General features: G+C 73.8%; 19 protein-coding genes. 9 read left to right on the forward strand and 10 right to left on the reverse strand.

Features of this window, described 5'->3' with window-relative positions:
* Position 1 precedes the first annotated feature (1 nt).
* The 3 genes from D1781_RS08060 (at position 2) to D1781_RS08070 (ending at position 3,115) form a co-directional block, all read left to right on the forward strand.
* Positions 2-1,219: an acyl-CoA dehydrogenase family protein gene (locus D1781_RS08060; protein WP_119481837.1), complete on the forward strand. Its 1,218-nt coding sequence runs from the start codon at positions 2-4 to the stop codon at positions 1,217-1,219.
* Positions 1,220-1,306: 87 nt separating this feature from the next.
* Positions 1,307-2,539, forward strand: a complete 1,233-nt coding sequence (locus tag D1781_RS08065; RefSeq protein ID WP_119481838.1) for an acetyl-CoA C-acetyltransferase — start codon at positions 1,307-1,309, stop codon at positions 2,537-2,539.
* Between the two features lie 87 nt (positions 2,540-2,626).
* On the forward strand, positions 2,627-3,115 hold the full coding sequence (locus D1781_RS08070) for a hypothetical protein (protein WP_199706509.1): 489 nt from the start codon (positions 2,627-2,629) through the stop codon (positions 3,113-3,115).
* A gap of 113 nt (positions 3,116-3,228) precedes the next feature.
* On the opposite strand, the gene D1781_RS08075 is transcribed toward D1781_RS08070, so the two are convergent.
* The 4 genes from D1781_RS08075 to D1781_RS08090 all read right to left on the reverse strand — a co-directional run bounded on the left by D1781_RS08075 (position 3,229) and on the right by D1781_RS08090 (position 6,506).
* A complete protein-coding gene (locus D1781_RS08075; RefSeq protein WP_119481839.1) occupies positions 3,229-3,687 on the reverse strand; it encodes a MaoC family dehydratase in 459 nt (152 codons plus the stop codon).
* Positions 3,684-4,439: an SDR family oxidoreductase gene (locus tag D1781_RS08080; RefSeq protein ID WP_119481840.1), complete on the reverse strand. Its 756-nt coding sequence runs from the start codon at positions 4,437-4,439 to the stop codon at positions 3,684-3,686. Before D1781_RS08080 ends, D1781_RS08075 begins: the two co-directional genes overlap by 4 nt.
* A complete protein-coding gene (locus tag D1781_RS08085; RefSeq protein ID WP_119481841.1) occupies positions 4,436-5,575 on the reverse strand; it encodes an alcohol dehydrogenase catalytic domain-containing protein in 1,140 nt (379 codons plus the stop codon). The genes D1781_RS08080 and D1781_RS08085 overlap by 4 nt, the downstream gene beginning before the upstream one ends.
* A 61-nt stretch (positions 5,576-5,636) precedes the next feature.
* Positions 5,637-6,506, reverse strand: coding sequence for an LLM class F420-dependent oxidoreductase (locus D1781_RS08090; RefSeq protein WP_119481842.1), 870 nt, complete (start codon positions 6,504-6,506; stop codon positions 5,637-5,639).
* A 92-nt stretch (positions 6,507-6,598) separates the two neighbouring features.
* Between D1781_RS08090 and D1781_RS08095 the strand changes: the two genes are divergently transcribed.
* Positions 6,599-8,089: an aspartate ammonia-lyase gene (locus D1781_RS08095; protein WP_199706511.1), complete on the forward strand. Its 1,491-nt coding sequence runs from the start codon at positions 6,599-6,601 to the stop codon at positions 8,087-8,089.
* A 21-nt stretch (positions 8,090-8,110) separates the two neighbouring features.
* Here D1781_RS08095 and D1781_RS08100 read toward each other — a convergent pair whose 3' ends face one another.
* Positions 8,111-8,866 (reverse strand): hypothetical protein, encoded by a 756-nt coding sequence (locus D1781_RS08100; protein WP_119481844.1) that lies wholly within the window; start codon positions 8,864-8,866, stop codon positions 8,111-8,113.
* 110 nt (positions 8,867-8,976) lie between these two features.
* Between D1781_RS08100 and D1781_RS17735 the strand changes: the two genes are divergently transcribed.
* Both D1781_RS17735 and D1781_RS17740 read left to right on the forward strand, forming a co-directional pair.
* Positions 8,977-9,588 carry a GNAT family N-acetyltransferase gene (locus D1781_RS17735; protein ID WP_119483123.1) on the forward strand — a complete coding sequence of 204 codons (612 nt, stop codon included), beginning with the start codon at positions 8,977-8,979 and terminating at the stop codon, positions 9,586-9,588.
* On the forward strand, positions 9,585-10,115 hold the full coding sequence (locus D1781_RS17740; protein WP_119481845.1) for a GNAT family N-acetyltransferase: 531 nt from the start codon (positions 9,585-9,587) through the stop codon (positions 10,113-10,115). Before D1781_RS17735 ends, D1781_RS17740 begins: the two co-directional genes overlap by 4 nt.
* A 58-nt stretch (positions 10,116-10,173) precedes the next feature.
* Here the strand turns inward: D1781_RS17740 and D1781_RS08115 are convergent, their stop codons facing one another.
* Complete coding sequence (locus D1781_RS08115; RefSeq protein ID WP_119481846.1) at positions 10,174-12,288, reverse strand: glycoside hydrolase family 36 protein; 2,115 nt, start codon at positions 12,286-12,288, stop codon at positions 10,174-10,176.
* 39 nt (positions 12,289-12,327) lie between these two features.
* Between D1781_RS08115 and D1781_RS08120 the strand changes: the two genes are divergently transcribed.
* On the forward strand, positions 12,328-14,016 hold the full coding sequence (locus tag D1781_RS08120; RefSeq protein ID WP_119481847.1) for an alpha-glucosidase: 1,689 nt from the start codon (positions 12,328-12,330) through the stop codon (positions 14,014-14,016).
* A gap of 3 nt (positions 14,017-14,019) precedes the next feature.
* On the opposite strand, the gene D1781_RS08125 is transcribed toward D1781_RS08120, so the two are convergent.
* From D1781_RS08125 to D1781_RS08135, 3 genes are all read right to left on the reverse strand, one after another.
* A complete protein-coding gene (locus D1781_RS08125; RefSeq protein WP_119481848.1) occupies positions 14,020-15,432 on the reverse strand; it encodes a dihydrolipoyl dehydrogenase family protein in 1,413 nt (470 codons plus the stop codon).
* Positions 15,433-15,512: 80 nt separating this feature from the next.
* Positions 15,513-16,577: an epoxide hydrolase family protein gene (locus D1781_RS08130; protein ID WP_199706516.1), complete on the reverse strand. Its 1,065-nt coding sequence runs from the start codon at positions 16,575-16,577 to the stop codon at positions 15,513-15,515.
* Between the two features lie 55 nt (positions 16,578-16,632).
* Complete coding sequence (locus D1781_RS08135) at positions 16,633-17,190, reverse strand: CGNR zinc finger domain-containing protein (RefSeq protein ID WP_119481849.1); 558 nt, start codon at positions 17,188-17,190, stop codon at positions 16,633-16,635.
* Positions 17,191-17,275: 85 nt separating this feature from the next.
* Here D1781_RS08135 and D1781_RS08140 point away from each other — a divergent pair, with 85 nt between their 5' ends.
* Positions 17,276-18,292 (forward strand): EamA family transporter, encoded by a 1,017-nt coding sequence (locus D1781_RS08140; RefSeq protein ID WP_119481850.1) that lies wholly within the window; start codon positions 17,276-17,278, stop codon positions 18,290-18,292.
* Between the two features lie 11 nt (positions 18,293-18,303).
* Positions 18,304-19,215: an SDR family oxidoreductase gene (locus D1781_RS08145; RefSeq protein WP_119481851.1), complete on the forward strand. Its 912-nt coding sequence runs from the start codon at positions 18,304-18,306 to the stop codon at positions 19,213-19,215.
* 60 nt (positions 19,216-19,275) lie between these two features.
* On the opposite strand, the gene D1781_RS08150 is transcribed toward D1781_RS08145, so the two are convergent.
* The gene (locus D1781_RS08150; protein ID WP_119483125.1) at positions 19,276-19,941 is read right to left on the reverse strand and encodes a peroxiredoxin-like family protein; all 666 of its coding nucleotides are present in this window, start codon (positions 19,939-19,941) and stop codon (positions 19,276-19,278) included.
* Between the last annotated feature and the right edge of the window lie 171 nt (positions 19,942-20,112).

Below are 20,112 nucleotides of genomic sequence, written 5' to 3' on the forward strand. Positions count from 1 at the left end.
GATGACGATCACCGCGAACGCTTCGACGGGCTCGGAGGAGCCGACGCTCGACCACCTGGTCAGCGACTTCTACGGCTACCAGGACTTCCTCACGGCGGACGAGCAGCGTCACGCGGCCGAGTTCCGCGCCGTGTTCGAGGAGCGCGTGCGGCCGATCGCCGACGAGTACTGGGCCCGGGCGGAGTTCCCGAAGCAGGTCATCCCGTGGCTCGCGGACCTCGGCGCCCTCGGGCCCTTCGTGCCGGAGGTGCGCAGGTTCGAGAACACCGCCGTCTTCCGCGGCTGGATGGCGCTCGAGATGGGCCGCGTCGACGCCTCCGTCGCGACGTTCGTCGGGGTGCAGTCCGGCCTCGCGATGGGCTCGATCCACGTCGGCGGATCGCCCGAGCAGCAGGCCGACCTGCTGCCGCGGATGGCGACCGGCGAGCTGCTCGGCGCGTTCGGCCTGACCGAGCCGTACTCGGGCTCCGACTCCGCGCGCGGCCTGCGCACCACTGCCCGGCGCGAGGGCGACGACTGGGTGCTGAACGGCGCGAAGCGCTGGATCGGCAACGCGACCTTCAGCGACTTCGTCGTGATCTACGCGAAGGACGAGGCGGACGGCCAGGTGAAGGGCTTCCTCGTCGACACCGACCTGCCCGGGTTCCGCGCGGACAGGATCGAGGACAAGATCGCGCTCCGCAGCGTGCAGAACGCCGACATCACGATGGTCGACGTGCGCGTGCCGGAGGCGAAGCGGCTGCCCGGCATCCGCTCCTTCCGCGACGTCGCGACCGTGCTGCGCCTCACCCGGTGCGAGGTCGCCTGGCAGGCGGTCGGCGTGGCCGTCGGCGCATGGGAGGCGGCGCTCGCCTACGCGAAGGACCGGCAGCAGTTCGGGCAGCCGATCGCGAGCCACCAGCTCATCCAGGACCTGCTCGTGAAGGGCCTCGGCAACATCACCGCCTCGATCGGCATGTGCCTGCGCGCCTCGCAGATGCAGGACGCCGGGGTCCAGAAGGACGAGCACTCGGCGCTCGCCAAGGCGTTCGCGACGGCCCGCATGCGCGAGACCGTGGCGTACGCCCGCGAGATCCTCGGCGGCAACGGCATCGTGCTCGACAAGGGCGTCGCCCGCTTCTTCGCCGACGCGGAGGCGCTCTACTCCTACGAGGGCACCCGCGAGATGAACACGCTCATCGTCGGCCGCTCGATCACGGGCTTCAACGCCTTCGTCTGATTCCATTTTGAAGGAGTTCTCGCTCGTTCCTCGCGAGAACTCCTTCAAAACGGAAATCGCCACACCCCCGAGCGAAGGAGCTCAGCAATGCCCGAAGCGGTCATCGTCGCGGCGAAGCGCTCGCCGATCGGGCGCGCGAACAAGGGGTCGCTCATCGGGTTCCGGCCCGACGACCTGGCGGCGCTGCTCGTGCAGGAGGCGCTCGACGCGGTGCCCGAGCTGGCGCCGGAGCGCATCGACGACCTGATCATGGGCTGCGGCATGCCCGGCGGCGAGCAGGGGATGAACATCGCCCGCATCGTCGCCGTGCGGCTGGGGTACGACTTCATGCCGGGCACCACGGTGAACCGGTACTGCTCGTCGAGCCTGCAGACGACCCGCATGGCGTTCCACGCGATCAAGGCGGGGGAGGGCGACGCGTTCGTCTCCGCGGGCGTGGAGTCCGTGACGCACTTCGCGAACGGCAGCGCCGACTTCATCCCCGGCCGAGACCCGCGCGAGATCCTCAACCCGGTCTTCGCCGAGGCGGGTAAGCGCACGAGGGCGCGGGCGGAGGAGGGCGGCGCCTGGCACGACCCGCGCGAGGACGGCCTGCTGCCCGACGCCTACATCGCGATGGGGCAGACGGCGGAGAACGTCGCGGGACTGAAGCGCGTGAGCCGGCAGCGGCAGGACGAGTACGCGGCCCTCAGCCAGAACCGCGCCGAGGCGGCGATCGCGGTCGGGGTCTTCGAGCGGGAGATCACCCCCGTGACGACGCCGGACGGCCGCGTCGTCCGCACCGATGACGGACCGCGCGCCGGCGTCACGGTCGAGACGCTCGCGGGTCTCCAGCCCGTGTTCCGGAAGGACGGCACCGTGACGGCGGGCAACGCGTGCCCGCTGAACGACGGCGCCGCGGCCCTCGTGGTCGTGTCGGACGCGCTCGCGAAGGACCTCGGGCTGACCCCGCTGGCCCGCATCGTCTCGACCGGCGTCACCGCGCTGTCGCCGGAGATCATGGGCCTCGGCCCCGTGGAGGCGAGCCGGAAGGCGCTCGCGAACGCGGGCATGACCATCGACGACGTCGACCTCGTGGAGATCAACGAGGCGTTCGCCGCGCAGGTGATCCCGTCCGCCGACGACCTCGGCGTGGAGTGGGACCGGCTGAACGTGCACGGCGGCGCGATCGCGCTCGGCCACCCGTTCGGCATGACGGGGGCGCGGATCACGACGACCCTGCTCAACGCGCTCCGGACGAGGGACGCGACGATCGGCCTCGAGACGATGTGCGTCGGCGGCGGCCAGGGCATGGCGATGGTGGTCGAGCGCCTCGGCTGATCGCGGTCAGCGGGCGCCGAGGCGCCGCCCCGGGTCCTCGGATCGGGGCCGCGCAGGCTGATCCCCCCGAACGAGGAGGAGGACGCGATGGCACGGACGAAGGTGCTCGCGGTCGCGGCGCTGAAGGGCGCGGTGAGCGGGCTCGTCGGCGTCGCCGCGATGACGGCCGCCGGGCAGCTCGAGATCCCGCTGCAGGGGCGCCGGCGCTCGTACGTCCCGGCGCGGACGCTGCGCGGGCTGCTGGGGCTCCGGACCTCGGACGCGGACCGGCCGGTGGTGTGGAACCACCTCATGCACTGGGGGACCGGCGCGGTCGTCGGCGCGCTGCGCGGGGTGTGGGCCGTCACCGGCATCCGGGGTCCGGTGGCGAACGTGCACCACACCGCGGTCCGGCTCGCGGTCGATCAGACGCTCGAGAACGGCACGGGCGTCGGCGCGCCGCCGACGACCTGGCCGAAGCGGGAGCTCGCGGTCGACCTCGCGGGGAAGACGCTCTACTCGGTCGTCACGGGGATCGTCGCCGATCGCTGGATCGCGCCCGTCCTCGAGTCCCACCGCGGCCGCACCAGCCACTGACCGCTCTCGCGGATCCGCAGATCCTCCGCGGATCCGCAGGAACGGGGCGACACGCCGTGCGGCGGTGTCCGGAAGCGGCGTGTCGCGGAGGAAATGCGGATCCGCGGAAGTCGCTAGGCGGGCACGAACACCGTGAGCGTCTCGGCGACGAGCGCGGGCTTCTCGCCGCCCTCGACCTCGAGCGTCACCGCGGTGCGCGCCCGCACGCCGGTCGGGATGCGCTCTGCGCCGACGAGCGTCCCGCGCGCCCGCACGCGGGACCCGGCGCGCACCGGCGAGACGAAGCGGACACGGTCCGAGCCGGCGTTCACGACGAGCGCGCAGGCCTCGACGTGCAGCAGGTCGAACATGAGCGGCGCGAGCAGGGACAGCGAGAGGTAGCCGTGCGCGATCGTGGCGCCGAACGGCCCCGCCGCGGCGCGCTCGGGGTCGACGTGGATCCACTGGTGGTCGTCGGTCGCGTCGGCGAACCGGTCGATGCGCTCCTGGTCGACCAGCAGCCACGCGCTCGCGCCGAGGTCCGTGCCGGCCGCCTCGAGCAGCGCGGCGGGGGAGGGGAACGTCGTGGTCACGCCTTCGGCCCTCCCGCCACGTAGAGCACCTGGCCGGAGACGAAGGAGGCGGCGTCGGAGGTGAAGAACGCGGCCGCCTCGGCGACGTCCGCCGGCTGCCCGACCCGGGCGACCGGGATCTCCTTCGCGGCCCCGGCGAGGAAGTCCTCGTACGAGACCTTCATCCGCGCGGCCGTCTGCCGGAGCATGTCGGTCGCGATGAACCCCGGCGCGATCGCGTTCGCGGTCACGCCGTACCGGCCCAGCTCGATCGCGAGGGTCTTCGTGAACCCCTGCAGCCCCGCCTTGACCGCCGCGTAGTTCGCCTGGCCGCGGTTGCCGAGCGCGCTCGTCGACGACAGCGAGACGATGCGGCCCCACCCCGCCTCCACCTGGTGCCGCTGCACCGCGCGGCTCATCAGGAACGCGCCCCGGAGGTGCACGGCGACGACGGCGTCCCAGTCGTCGTCGGTCATCTTGAAGAGCAGGTTGTCGCGGAGGATGCCGGCGTTGTTCACGAGGATGGTGGGCGCGCCCAGCTCGGCCGCGACGCGCTCCACGGCGGCCTCGACCGCCTCGGTCCGCGACACGTCCGCGCCGATCCCGACCGCTCGGACGCCCGCGGCCCGCACCGCGGCGACGGTGTCCTCGGTCGCCGCCTCGTCGAGGTCGACCACGGCGACGTCCCGGTCCTGCGCCGCCAGGCGCGTGGCGATCGCCGCGCCGATGCCGCGCGCGCCTCCCGTGACGATCGCGATCCGTCGTCCGCTCATGCCTGCTCCTCCTCCTCGTCGACCTCGTCGACGTCGTCGAACGTGATCAGCTGCCGCAGCGCGGTGCCGGCCGCGAGGGCGTCCATGGCCCCGTTGATCCCCGCGAGCGGCACCCGGCCGGACACGAGCCGCTCGACGGGCAGCCGGCCGTCGAGCCACAGGTCGGCGTACGTCGGCACGTCGCGCTCGGGCACGGAGGAGCCGAGGTAGCTGCCGACCACCGTCCTCGCCTCGGCGGTCAGCGTCAGCGGCGGGATGCCCGAGCGCGCGTCCGCGCGGGGGAGCCCGACGGTCACGGTCGTGCCGCCCGGGGCGGTGAGCGCGAAGGCCGTCTCGAACGCGGCCGGGTGCCCCGCGGCCTCGATCACGACCGGTGCGCGGACGCCCGCCTCCTGGGCCTCGTCGGGCGTCCAGGTCTCGTCCGCGCCGCACGCGCGGGCGTGGTCGAGCTTCGCCGGCAGGGCGTCGACCGCGATCACCGGGTGCCCGGTCGCCTTCGCGACGAGCAGCGCGGCGGTGCCCACCCCGCCGAGCCCGACGACCGCGATCGGGTCGCCGTCCCGCACGCCGGAGGCGTTCAGCACCGCGCCGCCGCCTGTCAGCACCGCGCAGCCGAGCAGGGCGGCGACCTCCGCCGGCACCGCGGCGGCCACGGGCACGACCGACCGGCGGTCGACGACGGCGTGGTCGGCGAAGGCGGAGGCGCCGAGGTGGTGCGCGACCGGCTCCCCGCCGCGGGACAGGCGCGTGCCGCCGCCGAGCAGCTCGCCGGCGGCGTTCGCGGCGCTGCCGCGCTCGCAGGGGAGGCGGCCGTCGGTCGCGCAGGCGGCGCACTCGCCGCAGCGGGGCAGGAACGTGAGCACGACGCGGTCGCCCTCGGCGACGTCGCGCACCTCGCGCCCCACCGCCGTGACGATCCCCGCGGCCTCGTGCCCGAGCAGCATCGGCGTCGGGCGCGGCCGGTTGCCGTCGACGACGGAGAGGTCCGAGTGGCAGATGCCGGCCGCCTCGATGCGCACGAGCAGCTCGGTCGGTCCCGGCGCCGCGAGGTCGAGCGCGCCGACGCTCAGGGGCCGCGTCTCGGCGAACGGTCCGGGTCGACCGGACTCCTCGAGCACCGCACCACGGATCCGCACGCGTCGACCTCCTCGTCGCGGGAGAGCCTACGCAACACTTCCCGAGACGTTGCAGGAGGGGTCAGAGCGCGGAGAGCTCCGGCAGCACCTCGTCGCACAGCCGCTGGACGAAGGCCGGCGGGTCCTGCGGCGGCACGCTGACCGAGACCTGCACGACGCCGAGGGCGGCGTAGGCCCGCATCCGCTCGAGGAACTCGGCGGGCTCGAAGCCGGCCGGCAGCTGCGTCGTGAGCGTGATGTCGACCTCCGCCGGGTCGCGGCCGACGTCGGCGCAGTGGCCGCGCAGGACGTCGATCTTGTGCGCGACCTCGTCGGTCCCCGCGTCGAAGAGGTTGCAGGCGTCGCCGTACTGCGCGACGAGGCGGAGCGTCTTCTTCTCGCCCGATCCGCCGATGAGGATCGGCGGGCGCGGCGCCTGGAGCGGCCGCGGCGAGCAGAGGGTCTCGGCGAGCCGGTAGTGGCGGCCCTCGTACGGCCCGTCGTCGTCGCTCCACATCTGCCGGCAGATCTGGAGCGTCTCCTCGAGGCGCTCGAACCGCTCCTTCAACGGCGGGTACGGCACGCCGAGCGCGAGGTGCTCCCGCTCGTACCAGGCGGCGCCGATGCCGAGGAAGGCCCGGCCGCCGGACAGCACGTCGACGGTGCTCACGATCTTCGCCAGCAGGCCGGGGTGCCGGTAGGTGACGCCGGTCACGAGCAGACCGAGCCGCAGGCGCTCCGTGACGCCGGCCAGGTAGCCGAGCCCCGTGTAGCCCTCGAGCATCGGCTCCTCGGCCCGGCCCTGCGCCTCCATCTGGAACCAGTGGTCCATCAGCGTCATCGCGCTGATCCCGCCGGCGTCGGCGATCTGCGCCGTGCGGCGCAGCGTCGAGGCGATCTCCGCCGTCCCCCCGGGCGTCGAGAAGTTCCAGTAGTGCACCGCGAGCCGCATGGGCCCAGTGTCGACCTCCCCGCCCGGATCCGCGAGAGGCGCCCGGGTCGGCGGAGCCCCCGGGGGTGCGCGGGCGCGTAGGTTGGCCCCTCGTGACCGACGACGTTCACCCGACCACCCGCACGGAGATCGACAGCCTCGGCGCCGTCGAGATCCCCTTCGACGCCTACTGGGGCGCGCACACCGCCCGCGCGCTCGAGAACTTCCCGATCTCGGGCACCCCGATCTCCCGCCACCCGCGGATGGTCGACGCGCTCGCGATCGTGAAGCAGGCGGCGGCGCGCGCGAACCGCGACCTCGAGGCGCTGCCGCCGGAGAAGGCCGCGATGATCGAGCGGGCCTGCGTCGCGATCCGCGAGGGCCGGTTCCACGACCAGTTCGTCGTCGACGTGATCCAGGGCGGTGCGGGCACCTCCACGAACATGAACGCGAACGAGGTCGTCGCGAACGTGGCGCTCGAGCTCGCGGGCCACCCGCTCGGCGACTACGCGGCGCTCAACCCGATCGACGACGTCAACCGCAGCCAGAGCACGAACGACGTCTACCCGACCGCCGGGAAGATCGCGATCGCCCTCGCGCTCGAGGACCTGCTCGTCGAGCACGTCGCGCTGAAGCGCGCGTTCGCGGACAAGGGCCACGAGTTCCACGACGTGCTGAAGGTCGGCAGGACGCAGCTGCAGGACGCCGTGCCGATGACGCTCGGGCAGGAGTTCCACGGCTTCGCGACGACGCTCGGCGAGGACGAGGACCGCATCCGCGAGGTGCTGCCGCTGCTCCGCGAGATCAACCTCGGCGCGACGGCCATCGGCACGGGCATCACCGCCGACCCGCGCTACGCGGCGACGGTCCGGGGGCACCTGACCGACCTGCTGGGGGAGCAGTACGTCACGGCCGGCGACCTGATCGAGGCCACCAGCGACACCGGCGTCTTCATGCAGATGTCGGGCGTGCTGAAGCGCGCGGCGGTGAAGCTGTCGAAGATCTGCAACGACCTCCGGCTGCTCTCCTCCGGGCCGCAGGCGGGACTCGGCGAGATCGTGCTGCCGCCGCGGCAGGCGGGGTCGTCGATCATGCCCGGCAAGGTCAACCCGGTGATCCCCGAGGTCGTGAACCAGATCGCCTTCGCGGTCGTCGGGCACGACGTCTCGGTGACGATGGCCGCGGAGGCCGGCCAGCTGCAGCTGAACGCGTTCGAGCCCCTGATCCTCCACTCGATCCTCACGAACGTCGCCTGGCTCGCGGCGGGCTGCCGCACCCTGCGGCTGCACTGCGTGGAGGGCATCCAGGCGAACGTCGACCGGCTCGACACGATGGTGCGCACCTCCGTCGGCGTCGTCACGGCGCTCACGCCGTGGATCGGCTACGCGGCCGCGTCGGCGCTCGCGAAGACCGCGCTGCTGACCGGGCACGACGTGGCCGACCTCGTCGTGGAGGCCGGCCTGATGGATCGCGCGCGCGTGCTCGAGCTCACGTCGCCGGAGCGCCTCACCAACTCGACGCCGCTCACCGGCTCCGTCGCGGTGGTCGGCCCGGAGACGGCGACGATCGCGATCGCGAGCCCGACGGAGGCCGACTCGGTCTGAGCACCGGCGGCCCTCCGCGGATCACGCCCCGACGGAGCGCTGCGCCGTGCCGGAGGAGCGGAGCCCGGCCGCGTAGCCGGGCGCTCGTCCGTACCCGGAGAACGAGCGCCGGTCGGTCACCCGCCGCACGGCGACGTTGTCCTGCACCCAGGCGTCCATGGCCTCGCTCCGGGCGGCCACGACGAGCGCGGTGCCCGCGCCGGTCTCCGCGAGCGCCCGCTCGCGGCCCGCCTCGAGCCGGGCGGCGGCGCCGGCCCCGAACGCCTGCACGAACGCGCAGCGCGCGAGGTGCGCGTCCCACTTCGGGATCAGCCGGTGACGGGGATCGGCGCGCCACCAGGCGCGGACGGCGAGCGCCGCCTGCACCGCGAGCGACTCGAGCAGCGGCACCGCGAGGGCCAGGTCCGAGACGAAGCCCGTGACGACGAGCTCGACGTGCGGCTTCGTGCCCGGCTCGTCCCAGGCGGAGGCGGTGCGCCGGTCGCGGTAGTGGGCGACGAGCCCGAGCGCCTTCGCGGCCGCGCTGAGGCCGAGGACGACGTCGAGCGCGGTCGTTCCGCGGCCGCCCGCGATGACGACGGTGCGGCGCTCGATCGCCTCCCGCTCGGCACGGCGCGCGCCGTCGACGTCGAGCGTGAGCCGGTCGATCGCGTGCTTCGCGAGCAGCCGCTCCGCCTCCTGGCCGGCGGTGTCCCGCTCGGCCTGCGTCGCGGCGGGATCCTGCGAGACCCGCAGGAAGTGCTCGATGCGCGCCTCGACGCCCATCTTGTCGGCCATGGTTCCTCCTGGCTGCCGGGCACGGGCGCTCGAGCACCCCATCAGGCCCCTCCGACAGCGCCCAGCGCCGGCGGAGGATCCGGGTGCGCGGCACCGCGATACTGACCGGCATGCCCATCCTCGATGCCGACTCCGCGCAGGCCTACGGCCGCGGGCTCCTCGTCGGCGACCTGGTCCGCCTCCGCCCGCTCGAGGAGCGGGACCTGATCCACCTCGAGCGCTGGTGGGGCGACCCGGAGTGGCAGGTGTTCCAGCAGCAGACCGTGCGCCCGCAGCCGGACGGGCCGGCGCAGGACCTCTTCCGCCGGTGGAGCGGGAACGACTCGAGCGCCGCCGTCGGCTTCAGCGTGGAGACGGTGTCGTCCGGCGAGTTCGTCGGCCACGTCACGCTGTGGGGCGCCGCGCTGCCCGCCCGCGCCGCGACGCTCGGCATCATCATCGGCCCGAACCACGTCGGCCGCGGGTACGGCACCGACGCCGTCCGCGTCGTCAGCCGCTACGGCTTCCGCGCGATGGGGCTGCACCGGATCGGGCTCTCGGTCTTCGCGTTCAACGCGCGCGGCCGGGCCGCCTACGAGAAGGCCGGCTTCCAGCTCGAGGGCGTGCGCCGCGAGGCGGTCTTCACCGACGGCGGCTTCACGGACGAGGTCCTGATGGGGCTGCTCCGCGCGGACTGGGAGGCCCTGGAGGAGGCGCGGTCCGTCGCGGAGGCGTCCGCGTGACGGTCCGCCCGGCGCTGCCGAGCGACGCCGTGGCGCTCGCGGAGGTCGCGGGCGCCACGTTCGCCCTCGCCTGCCCGCCGAGCACGCCGCAGGCCGCCATCGACGCCTTCGTCGAGACCGCGCTCTCCGAGCAGGCGTTCGGCGGCTACCTCGCCGACCCGGACCGCGTGCTGCTCGTCGCGGAGCCCACGCCCGGCGCCCCGCTCGACGGGTACGCGATGCTCGTGCTCGGCGAGCCCGCCGACCCCGACGTCGCGGGCGCGCTGCGGATCCGCCCGACCGTCGAGCTCTCGAAGATCTACGTCCGCGAGGGCGGTCACGGCCGCGGCACCGCCGCGGAGCTGCTGACCCGCGCGCTCGAGGCGGGGCGCGAGCGCGGCGCGGCCGGCATGTGGCTCGGCACGAACCAGGAGAACGAGCGGGCGCAGCGCTTCTACGCGAAGCACGCCTTCGAGCGCGTCGGCGTGAAGCGGTTCCGGCTCGGCGACCGCGACGAGGACGACTTCGTCTTCGAGCGCCCCCTCTGACCCGCGACCCTGCATCTCGAAGGTGATCCGGTCCGCCGGATCACCTTCGAGATGCACGTCAGCGGAGGCGGAGGACGCGGGCCGACTCGCCCGCGCCCGTCAGGTCGAGGGTGAGCTCGCCCGCCTCCGCGTCCCAGGAGGTCGACCACGCGGGCAGCGCCGTCGGGAAGACCGTCTCCGCCTCGACCGCCCGCCCGCGGAGCGCCGGGAAGGCGAGCACGAGCGACGTCGCGCCCTCCTCCCGGTTCCACACGAACGCCAGCGTCTGCTCGCTGGTCGCGGTCGCGAGCGCGACCTGCGGCGCGTCCCACGCGGGCAGGCCGAGCGGCCACGACGGCAGGGCGAGGGCGTGGTGCCGGATCAGCTCCGGGTACGCAGCGGTCGCCTCGCGCACGAGGTCGAGCTGCCGCTCGTCGAGCCGGTCGAGGTTCCCGGAGAGGTAGAGCCGGCCGGAGAGGCCGGTGACCAGGGTGAACGCGATCCGCTCGTCGCTCCACTCGGACTGCGGGTACGCCCAGTTGCCGGCGATCTCGGGCGCCATCGCCACGGGCGCGCCGGCCGCGATCGTCGGGTAGCGCCGGGCGTCCTGCTGGTCCGTCGTCGACTGCAGGTCGAAGCGGGCGAGCGTCGCCGCGTCCATCCGCTGCGCCCCGGAGGAGCACGCCTCGAGCACGACGCCCGGGTACCGGGCGCGGAGGCCCTCCACCCACTCGAGCAGCGCGCGGGCGTGGCCGAGCAGGCCGTCGCCCGGGCTCGCGGCATCGGCGTCCGGGCCGGAGCCCGGCGTCACGTTGTAGTCCCACTTGAAGTAGCGGGCGCCGTACTCGCCGATGAGGCGGTCGAACACCGCGTCGAGGTGGGCCAGGGCGGCCGGGCTGCGCAGGTCGAGGAAGTACCGGTCGTGCTCGACGATCCGCACGCCGGCGCGGTGCATGAACGCGTCCTCGGGCAGGCTCTGCGCGACGGGGGACCGGACGCCGACGACCTCCGGCTCCACCCACAGCCCCGGCGTCATGCCGCGGTCCCGGATCACCTGCAGCAGCCCGGGCAGGCCGAGGTCGCCGAACCGGACCGTGGAGGGCTCCCAGGCGCCGACGCTCGGCCACCAGTCGCCGCCGTCGTCGTACCAGCCGGCGTCGATGCAGAAGACCTCGGCGCCGACCGATGCCGCGGCGTCGATCAGCGGCAGCAGCTTCTCGGTGGTCGGGTCGCCCATGAGCGCGTTCATGTAGTCGTTGAACACGAGCGACCGCGCGGTGTCCGCGTGCACGTCGAGGTGCGAGCGGCGCCGGTGCTCGGTCAGCTGCCCGATGGCGCCGGCGAAGCCGCCGTCGGCGAGGGCGATCGACGCGGGCACCGTCGCGAACGCGGCTCCCGGCTCGAGGCGGTGCAGCCACGCGTGGTCGACGTCGGTCGGGCCGAGCAGCGCGAGCGCGAGCGCCTCGGCCGGATCGAAGAGCGTGTCGAGCTCCCACCGCCACGGGCCGTTGTGCTCGACCTCCCACGCGAGCGCCCGGCCGGTGCCGCGGTGCTCGAGCACCGCGACGGGCACCCGCTCGCCGGACGGCCAGGTGGAGTGCCCGGTCAGCGCGATCGAGCCGCGCGCGAAATGCCCGTGCAGCGCGGCGTCGATGTCGGCGAGCCCCGCGGTGCCGCTCAGCGCGGTCGACGACCAGCGGTTCTCCGCGCACCACTCGCTCCGCGCGGTCCACAGGTCGAGGTCCTCCGGGTCGCCGAGGTGCCCGGTCAGCCCGATGAAGGTGCCCGAGGTGACCTGCTGCAGGAGCAGCGGCGCGGAGCCCCGGTTCTCGAGCGTCGACGCGACCCGGTAGGCGGCGACGCCGTCGAACCGCTCGACGCGCGTCGTGACGACGACCCCGGTCCGCTCGTCCCGCTGCACGAGGGTCAGCACGCGCCGCCCGCCCGCCGCCGACTCCCGGTGCTCGACGTGCCGGAGCCGGTCGCCGATCGCGGTGCGGATCGCCCGCATGCTGCCGAGCCCGCGCCCCTCGCCGACGGCGAGCACCTCGACGAGCGCCGGCCGCGCCCGCTGCTCCGGCCGCCGCGGCTCGACCGCGTCGACCCCCGTCGTGATCGACGCGAGCACCGGCCCGTCGTCGGCGGCGGTGAAGCGGAGGGGGAAGGCGTCGTCGCCCCAGGTGAAGTCGAGCACGACTCGATCCTCCCGGGTCGGCCGGGCCAGGATGGACGGGTGTCCGATCCCGCGTGGTTCACCTCCGCCGTCGTCTACCAGATCTACCCGCGCAGCTTCGCGGACTCGAACGGCGACGGCATCGGCGACCTCGGCGGGATCCTGCAGCACGTCGACCACCTGGCCGACCTCGGCGTCGACGTCGTCTGGCTCTCGCCGATCTACCGGTCGCCGCAGGCGGACAACGGGTACGACATCAGCGACTACCAGGACATCGACCCGCTGTTCGGCACGCTGGAGCAGCTCGACGAGCTGATCGCGGCGCTGCACGACCGCGGGATCAAGCTGGTCATGGACCTGGTCGTGAACCACACCTCCGACGAGCACCCCTGGTTCGTCGAGTCCGCCGCTGGGCCGGACAGCCCGAAGCGCGACTGGTACATCTGGCGCGACGGCCGGGATGCGCAGGAGCCGAACAACTGGGGCTCGTTCTTCTCCGGCTCCGCCTGGCAGCTCGACGAGGCGTCCGGCCAGTACTACCTGCACCTGTTCGACCGGAAGCAGCCGGACCTGAACTGGGAGAACGAGGACGTCCGCGAGGCCGTCTACGCGATGATGCGCTGGTGGCTCGACCGCGGGGTCGACGGCTTCCGGATGGACGTCATCAACTTCATCTCGAAGGAGCAGTCCTTCGCCGACGCGCCGCCGGTGCCGGGGGAGCGGTACGTGAACGCGTTCCAGCTGTTCGCGAACGGCCCGCGCATCCACGAGTTCCTCGCGGAGATGCACGAGCGCGTGTTCGAGGGCCGGGAGGGGAAGCACCTCACCGTCGGTGAGATGCCGGGCGTGACGACGGAGGAGGCGATCCTCTACACCGACCCGGCGCGCGGGGAGGTCGACATGGTCTTCCAGTTCGAGCACGTCTCGATCGACCAGGGCCCGACGTCGAAGTGGGACTGGATCGGCCTCGACCGGCTCGCGCTGAAGCAGTCGCTGCACCGCTGGCAGACCGCGCTCGCGCAGCAGGGCTGGAACAGCCTCTACTGGGACAACCACGACCAGCCGCGCGCGGTCTCCCGGTTCGGCGACGACGACCCGGCCTACTGGGAGCAGTCCGCGAAGGCGCTCGCGACGATCCTCCACGGCATGCGCGGGACGCCGTACGTCTACCAGGGCGAGGAGCTCGGGATGACGAACTACCCGTTCCGCTCGGCCGACGAGCACCGGGACGTGGAGGCGGTGAACCACTGGAAGCGCGTCCTCGCGGAGGGCCTCGACCAGCAGGCCGCGCTGACGGGCATGGCGAAGGTCGGGCGCGACAACGCCCGCACGCCCGTGCAGTGGGACGCGTCGGAGCAGGCCGGCTTCACGACCGGGGAGCCGTGGCTGCCGGTGAACCCGAACCGGTCCTGGCTGAACGCGGTGTCGCAGGTCGGCAAGGACGGCAGCGTCTTCGAGCACTACCGCGCGCTGATCCGCCTCCGGCACGAGCACCCGGTCTTCGCGACGGGCGATTTCACCGGCCTGATGGACAACGACCCGGAGATCTGGGCCTACGTCCGAACCCTCGACCGGCAGCGGCTGCTCGTCGTCGCGAACTGCAGCCGCGCCCCGCGCGAGCTCGAGCTCGGCGACGGCTGGGCCGGCGCCCGCCTGCTGCTCGGCAGCGTCGACGGCCGCGCCGACGTGCTGCGGCCCGGCTCGATCACGCTCGCGGGCTGGGAGTCCCGCGTCTACCTGCTCGACTGACGCTCAGCGGAGGGTCGCGGGCAGCGCCGGGGTGCGCATGATCGCGCGGGCGGCGATGCCGATCACCGCGCTGTAGGTGGGGTACGCGAACCGGACGTCGGCCAGCGCGGCCACGTCGATCCCGGCCGCCATCGCGGTGGCCACCGCCTGGATCACCTCGACCGCGCTCTCGCCGACGGCGTGCGCGCCGAGCAGCAGGCCGCGACGTCGATCGGCGATCAGCTTGAGGAAGCCGCGCTCGCGCTCGTCGATCACCGCGCGGTCGAGGTCCGCGTACGGGACGGTGACGACGACGCACTCCGGGTCGCGCTCGCGGGCCTCCGCCTCCGTCAGGCCGACGTCCGCGTAGTCGGGGTCGGTGAAGCCCCCGGCCGGCAGCAGGTGGTGCGGGGTGCGCCGGTCCGCGCCGAGCACCGCGTTCTCCGCGGCGGCCTCGCCCTCGAACTGCGCGGCCTGCACGAGCATGTCGCGGCCGTTCGCGTCCCCGACGGCGAAGACGTGCGGGACGACGCTGCGGAAGTACCGGTCGACCGGGACCGCCGAGCGCACGACCTCGATCCCCGCGTGCTCGAGCCCGAGATCGCCGACGTCCGCCGGCCAGCCAGTCGCCATCACGACGGCGTCGAACACGGCGGACGACGGCGAGCCGCCCTCGCGCCACGACAGGCCGATCGCGTCGCCCTCCGCCGGGTCCAGCCGATCGATCCCGTCGATGCCCGTCCGCACGTCGACGCCCTGCTCGACGAAGGCCGCCGCCACCGCGGCGGAGACGTCGGCGTCGGACGCGGTGAGGATGCGGGGCGCGACGTCGAGCAGCGTCACGGCCGAGCCGAACGCGCCGAGGACCGTGACGAGCTGCGCGCCGGTGTTCCCGCCGCCGATCACGGCGACCCGTCGCGGGAGCTCCGGGAGGTCGAGCACGTGCTCGGGCACGGTCGCGAGCTCCGCGCCCGGCACGGGCAGGCGCCTCGAGTGGCCGCCGACCGCGACGACGACGGCGTCCGCGGTGATCCGGCGGCCGGACGCCGTGACGACCGTCCGGTCGTCCTCGAACCGCGCCCGACCCTCCAGCACCAGGTCGACCCCGGCCTCGGCGAAGCGCACGGCCTCGCGCTTCATCGTCCGCACCGCGTCCACCCGGTCGTGCACCCGCCGCACGACCGCGCCCCAGTCGACGACGGGGTTGCCGACGCCGATCCCGGCCGCCGCGGCGTCCCGCACCTCGCGGACCAGGCGCGCGGTCTTCGCGAGCACCCGGGTCGGGACGCAGCCCGTGTTCACGCACGTCCCGCCGACGCGCGACGCCTCGAGCACGACGGTCCGGGCGCCGAGCTCCGCGGCGCGGAGCGCGGCCGCGGTGCCGGCGGGACCCGCGCCGATGACGGCCAGGTCGTAGTGGTCGGATCCGTCGGTCATGGTGGCCTCCCGCACGGCGGGCGCCTCCCGGCCGCGCCTCTGCACGCTACGGTCGCGGCCGGGGAGGACGCCCGGACCGCTCAGGCGAGCGCGATCGCCGCGCGGAGCGACGCCACGAACGCCTCCGGGCGCTCCCACGCCGCGAAGTGGCCGCCCGCCGGCTGCTCGTCCCACACCCGGACGTCGAACGTGCGCTCCGCGAGCTCGCGCGGCGCGTGCAGCAGGTCCTCCGGGAACAGCGACACCGCCGTCGGCGCGACGACGCGCTCCCGCACCGGCGCCAGGCGCTCCGCGTACGGCGCGAAGGAGGTGCCGATCGCGCCGGTCACCCAGTAGAGCGTGATCCAGGTCAGCAGGTCGTCGCGCGGGAACGCGGCCTCCACGTCGCCGTCGCAGTCGCTCCAGGACCGGAGCTTCTCGACGATCCACGCGGCGAGCCCGGCGGGCGAGTCGCCCAGCCCGACCGCGAGCGTCGCGGGCTTCGTCGCCTGCTCGTGCAGGTAGGCGCCCTCCGCCTCGGTCCAGGCCCGCACCTCCTGCGCGAACGCGCGCTCCCCGGCGGAGCGCTCCGCCTCGGGGATCAGACCGAGCACGCGCGACGGCACGTCGGTGAGGTGCAGCGCCGTGACGCGATCGGGGACGAGCCGGGCGAGCGCCTCGGCGACGCTCGTGCCGATGTCGCCGCCCGAGACGACGTACCGGTCGTGCCCGAGCTCCTGCAGCGCCGCGGCGACCGGCTCGGCCATCAGCGCGCCGGCCGTGCCGGGGGAGTCGGAGAGCGGGTAGCCCGGCAGCGCCGGCACCACGACGTGCAGGTCCTGCAGCAGGGGCAGCACCCGCTGGAAGCGGAGCACGGAGTCGGGCCAGCCGTGCAGCAGCACGACGACCGGTGCGTCCTCCGCCGTGGCGCGCCGGTGGACGAGCCGCAGCCCCGCCGCGCGGGTCCAGGGCAGCGCCCGGATCCGCTCCTCGGCCGCGCGCCAGTCGTACTCCTCCGCCCAGTACGACAGCAGGTCGTCCAGGTACGCGGCGTCGACGCCGCGCGACCACCCGCCGCCCACGACGGGGACGCGCCGGCGGTCCCGGAGGCGTCGTCGCAGGTCGTCGAGCACCTCGTCGGGGACACGGTCGGGCACGTCGCTCACGCACGCATCCTCGTCCCTGCGCTCGGTCACCACGCAGCTGCGAGCAGGATGCGGGTCAGGCGGAGGCGGCGTTGCGCGCGCGGAACGCGCGCACGTTCATCCGGTTGCCGCAGTTGCCGACGTCGCAGAACCGCTTCGAGCGGTTGCGGGAGAAGTCGACGAGCACCGCCTCGCAGTCGTCGGCGGCGCAGCGCTTCATGCGGGCGCGCTCGTCCTGCCGCAGCACGTCGACCCACGCCATCGCGATCTCGACCATGACCCGGTCCGCGAGCGGAGCGTCCGGGGAGTTCGCGTGGATGTGCCAGCCGAGCCCGTCGTGGTCGACGAGCCGGGGGAGCGCCCCGCCCTCCGCGAGCATCGCGTTCACGAGCGCGGCGGCGTCCCGGTCGGTCTCCATCGCCCAGAGGGCGCGCAGCCGGAGCCGCAGCGCGCGGAGGGCCTCGAGCTCCTCCGGCGTTCCCAGCCGGTCGCCGGTGAAGCCCTCGCCCTCGAACCAGGCGCTCAGCTGCTCGATCGTCGTCAGCTCGTCCTCGCCGCTGTGGGAGGCGTCCGGCAGCGTGTTCACGAGGGTCGTGGCGGCCTGCAGGCTGAGCTCCACGTCATTGGTGAACACGTTTTGACTCCTGACCGGGGATCGCTAGGCTTCGACTCGACGTCATGAGTGTACGCGATTTGACTCATGACAGGAGGAGGCGGTCGTGCAGGCTCGGAACACGGCCCTCGGGCTGCCGCTCGCGGTGCTCGCGGCCTTCGCGTTCGGCGTCGGCGGCCCCTTCGTCCGCCCGCTCCTCGAGAGCGGCTGGAGCTCGACCGCCGCGGTGCTGTGCCGCTGCCTCGGCACCGTCCTCGTGCTCGCGATCCCCGCCCTGGTGCTGCTCCGCGGCCGCTGGTCCGTGCTCCGCCGGAACGCGTGGACGATCGTCGCGTACGGCGCCTTCGCCGTCGCGGGCGTGCAGCTGCTCTTCTACTCGGCCATCACGCGGATGTCCGTCGGCGGCGCCCTGCTCATCGAGTACCTGGCGCCGGTGCTGCTCGTGCTCTGGACGTGGCTGCGCACCCGCCGCCGCCCCGGCGCGCGGGTGATCGCGGGCTGCGTGCTCGCCATCGCCGGGCTGCTCCTCGTCGTGGACCTGACCGGCAGCGGCCGGGCGGATCCGATCGGCCCGATGCTCGCGCTCATCGCCGCGGTCGGCGTCGCCGTCTACTACGTCATCAACGCGCGCGTCGATCCGGAGCTGCACCCGATCGTGCTGCTCGCCGCCTCGATGCTCGTCGGCAGCGTGCTGCTGCTCGGGGTCGCCGCCGTCGGGATCGTCCCGCTGCACTTCGCGTTCGGCGACGTGCTCCTCGCCGGCGCGAGCATGCCGTGGTGGGTCTCGGCGGGCGTCATGGTGCTCGTCTCCACGACCGCCGCGTACCTGCTCGGCATCGCCGGCGGCGCGCGGCTCGGCAGCCGCGTCGCGTCCTTCGTCGGCCTGCTCGAGGTGCTGTTCGCGGTGCTCGCCGCGTGGGTGCTGCTCGGCGACCTGCCTGCGCCGATCCAGCTGCTCGGCGGCGTGCTCATCCTCGCCGGCGTCGTGCTCGTGAAGCTGCAGCGCGAGCGGCCGGAGGCGGTCGACGTCCCCGCCGCGCCCCACGTGCCCCCGCGGGCTTCACGGCGGCTGTCCAGGGCCCGCGCAGCGCGCACGGCGGAAACGTCCCGCTCCGCTCCGTAGCGTCGGGTGACGTGACCGATCAGGCGAACCTCGACCAGTACTCCCTCCAGGACCCGACGACCCAGTACCCGAAGCCCGACGACAGCTGGAAGCAGTACCAGAAGGGCGCCGGCACCGAGCAGGAGCAGCACCCCAAGCCCGACGCCGGCGAGACCACGTACCGCGGCACCGGGCGCCTCACCGGCCGCAAGGCCGTCGTGACCGGCGCGGACAGCGGCATCGGCCGCGCCGCCGTCATCGCGTTCGCGCGCGAGGGCGCCGACGTCGTCCTCTCCTACCTCCCCGAGGAGGAGGAGGACGCGAAGGAGGTCGTGCAGCTCGTCGAGCAGGCGGGCCGGAAGGCCGTCGCTTTCCCCGGCGACCTGAAGGACGAGTCGTACTGCGAGGCGCTGATCCAGAAGGCGGTCGACGAGCTCGGCGGGATCGACATCCTCGCCAACGTCGCCGGCAAGCAGCAGACGCAGGAGTCCATCGAGGACATCACGACCGAGCAGTTCGACGAGACGTTCAAGACGAACGTCTACTCGCTGTTCTGGCTCTGCAAGGCCGCGGTGAAGCAGATGCAGCCGGGCAGCACGATCATCAACACGTCGTCGATCCAGGCCTACGAGCCGAGCCCGACGCTCGTCGACTACGCGAGCACGAAGGCGCAGATCAACGCGTTCAGCAAGGGGCTGGCCGGACAGGTCGCGCCGAAGGGCATCCGCGTGAACGTGGTCGCGCCGGGCCCGATCTGGACCCCGCTGCAGCAGGCCGGCGGGCAGCCGACCGAGGCGCTCTCGGAGTTCGGCGTGCAGACGCCGCTCGGCCGCCCCGGCCAGCCGGCGGAGCTCGCGCCCGCCTACGTGTTCCTCGCCAGCGCGGAGTCGAGCTACGTGACGGGCGAGACGCTCAACGTCAACGGCGGCATGCCCACCCCGTGACCCCGCTTCCGTTTTGAAGGAGTTCTCGCGCGATCAGCGCGAGAACTCCTTCAAAACGGATCAGGCGGGTCGGAGGCGCTCGACGGCCTCGAGGATCGTCGGCACCTCGGTGCGCGTCGTGTAGTCGACGTGCACGTCCGCGAACCGCACGACGCGGTCGCCGTCCACGACGAGGACCGTCGGGAACGGGATGTCGCCCGTCGCATCCGCGTTGCTGTCGGCGACGTCGAAGCCGAGCTGCGTGTGCGCCTGCCGCGCCTCGCCGCTCGGCTCCGTGAGGATGCCGAGCCCGCGCACGAGGGCGTTCGACGGGTCGGACAGCACGGTGAACTCCAGCCCGCCGTTCGCGACCGCCTGCTCGGAGCCCTCCGGCGTCTGCGGGCTGATCGCGACGAGCTCGACGCCGCGGTCCGCGAGGGCCGGGAGGAGGTCGCGCTGATAGGTCTGCAGCGCGATGTTGCAGTAGGGGCACCAGGCGCCGCGGTAGAAGACGAGGACCGCCGGGCGGCCGCCGAGCACGTCGGCCAGCGCGACCGCGGAGCCGTCGGTGCGCACGAGCGCGGCGTCGGGCACCGTGTCGCCCTCCCGCACCGCGCCGTCGGGCACGCCGGCGGCGGTCAGCGCGGCCTGCTCCTGCGCGAAGACGTCGGCCAGCACCGGCCCGATCTGCTCGTTGAATCCGCCGTTGAAGGTGTCGACCTGCTCGGCGATGCTCTGTCCGCTCATGCCGCCGACGGTAGGGAGCGGCTCGACGGCCCGCTCGGGCGGGCGTAACGCGGCGACGCGCACCGCGCATCCGGGCCTTCGAGCCGACGCCCGCCGCCGATCAGCGGGTTCCCCGTCACGCCTCCCCACGGTCCGGCAGGAGGTCTCCTCGGACGGGTCGCCCCTGCCCCC

The organism is Amnibacterium setariae, from assembly GCF_003581425.1.
Classification (GTDB): Bacteria; Actinomycetota; Actinomycetes; order Actinomycetales; family Microbacteriaceae; genus Amnibacterium; species Amnibacterium setariae.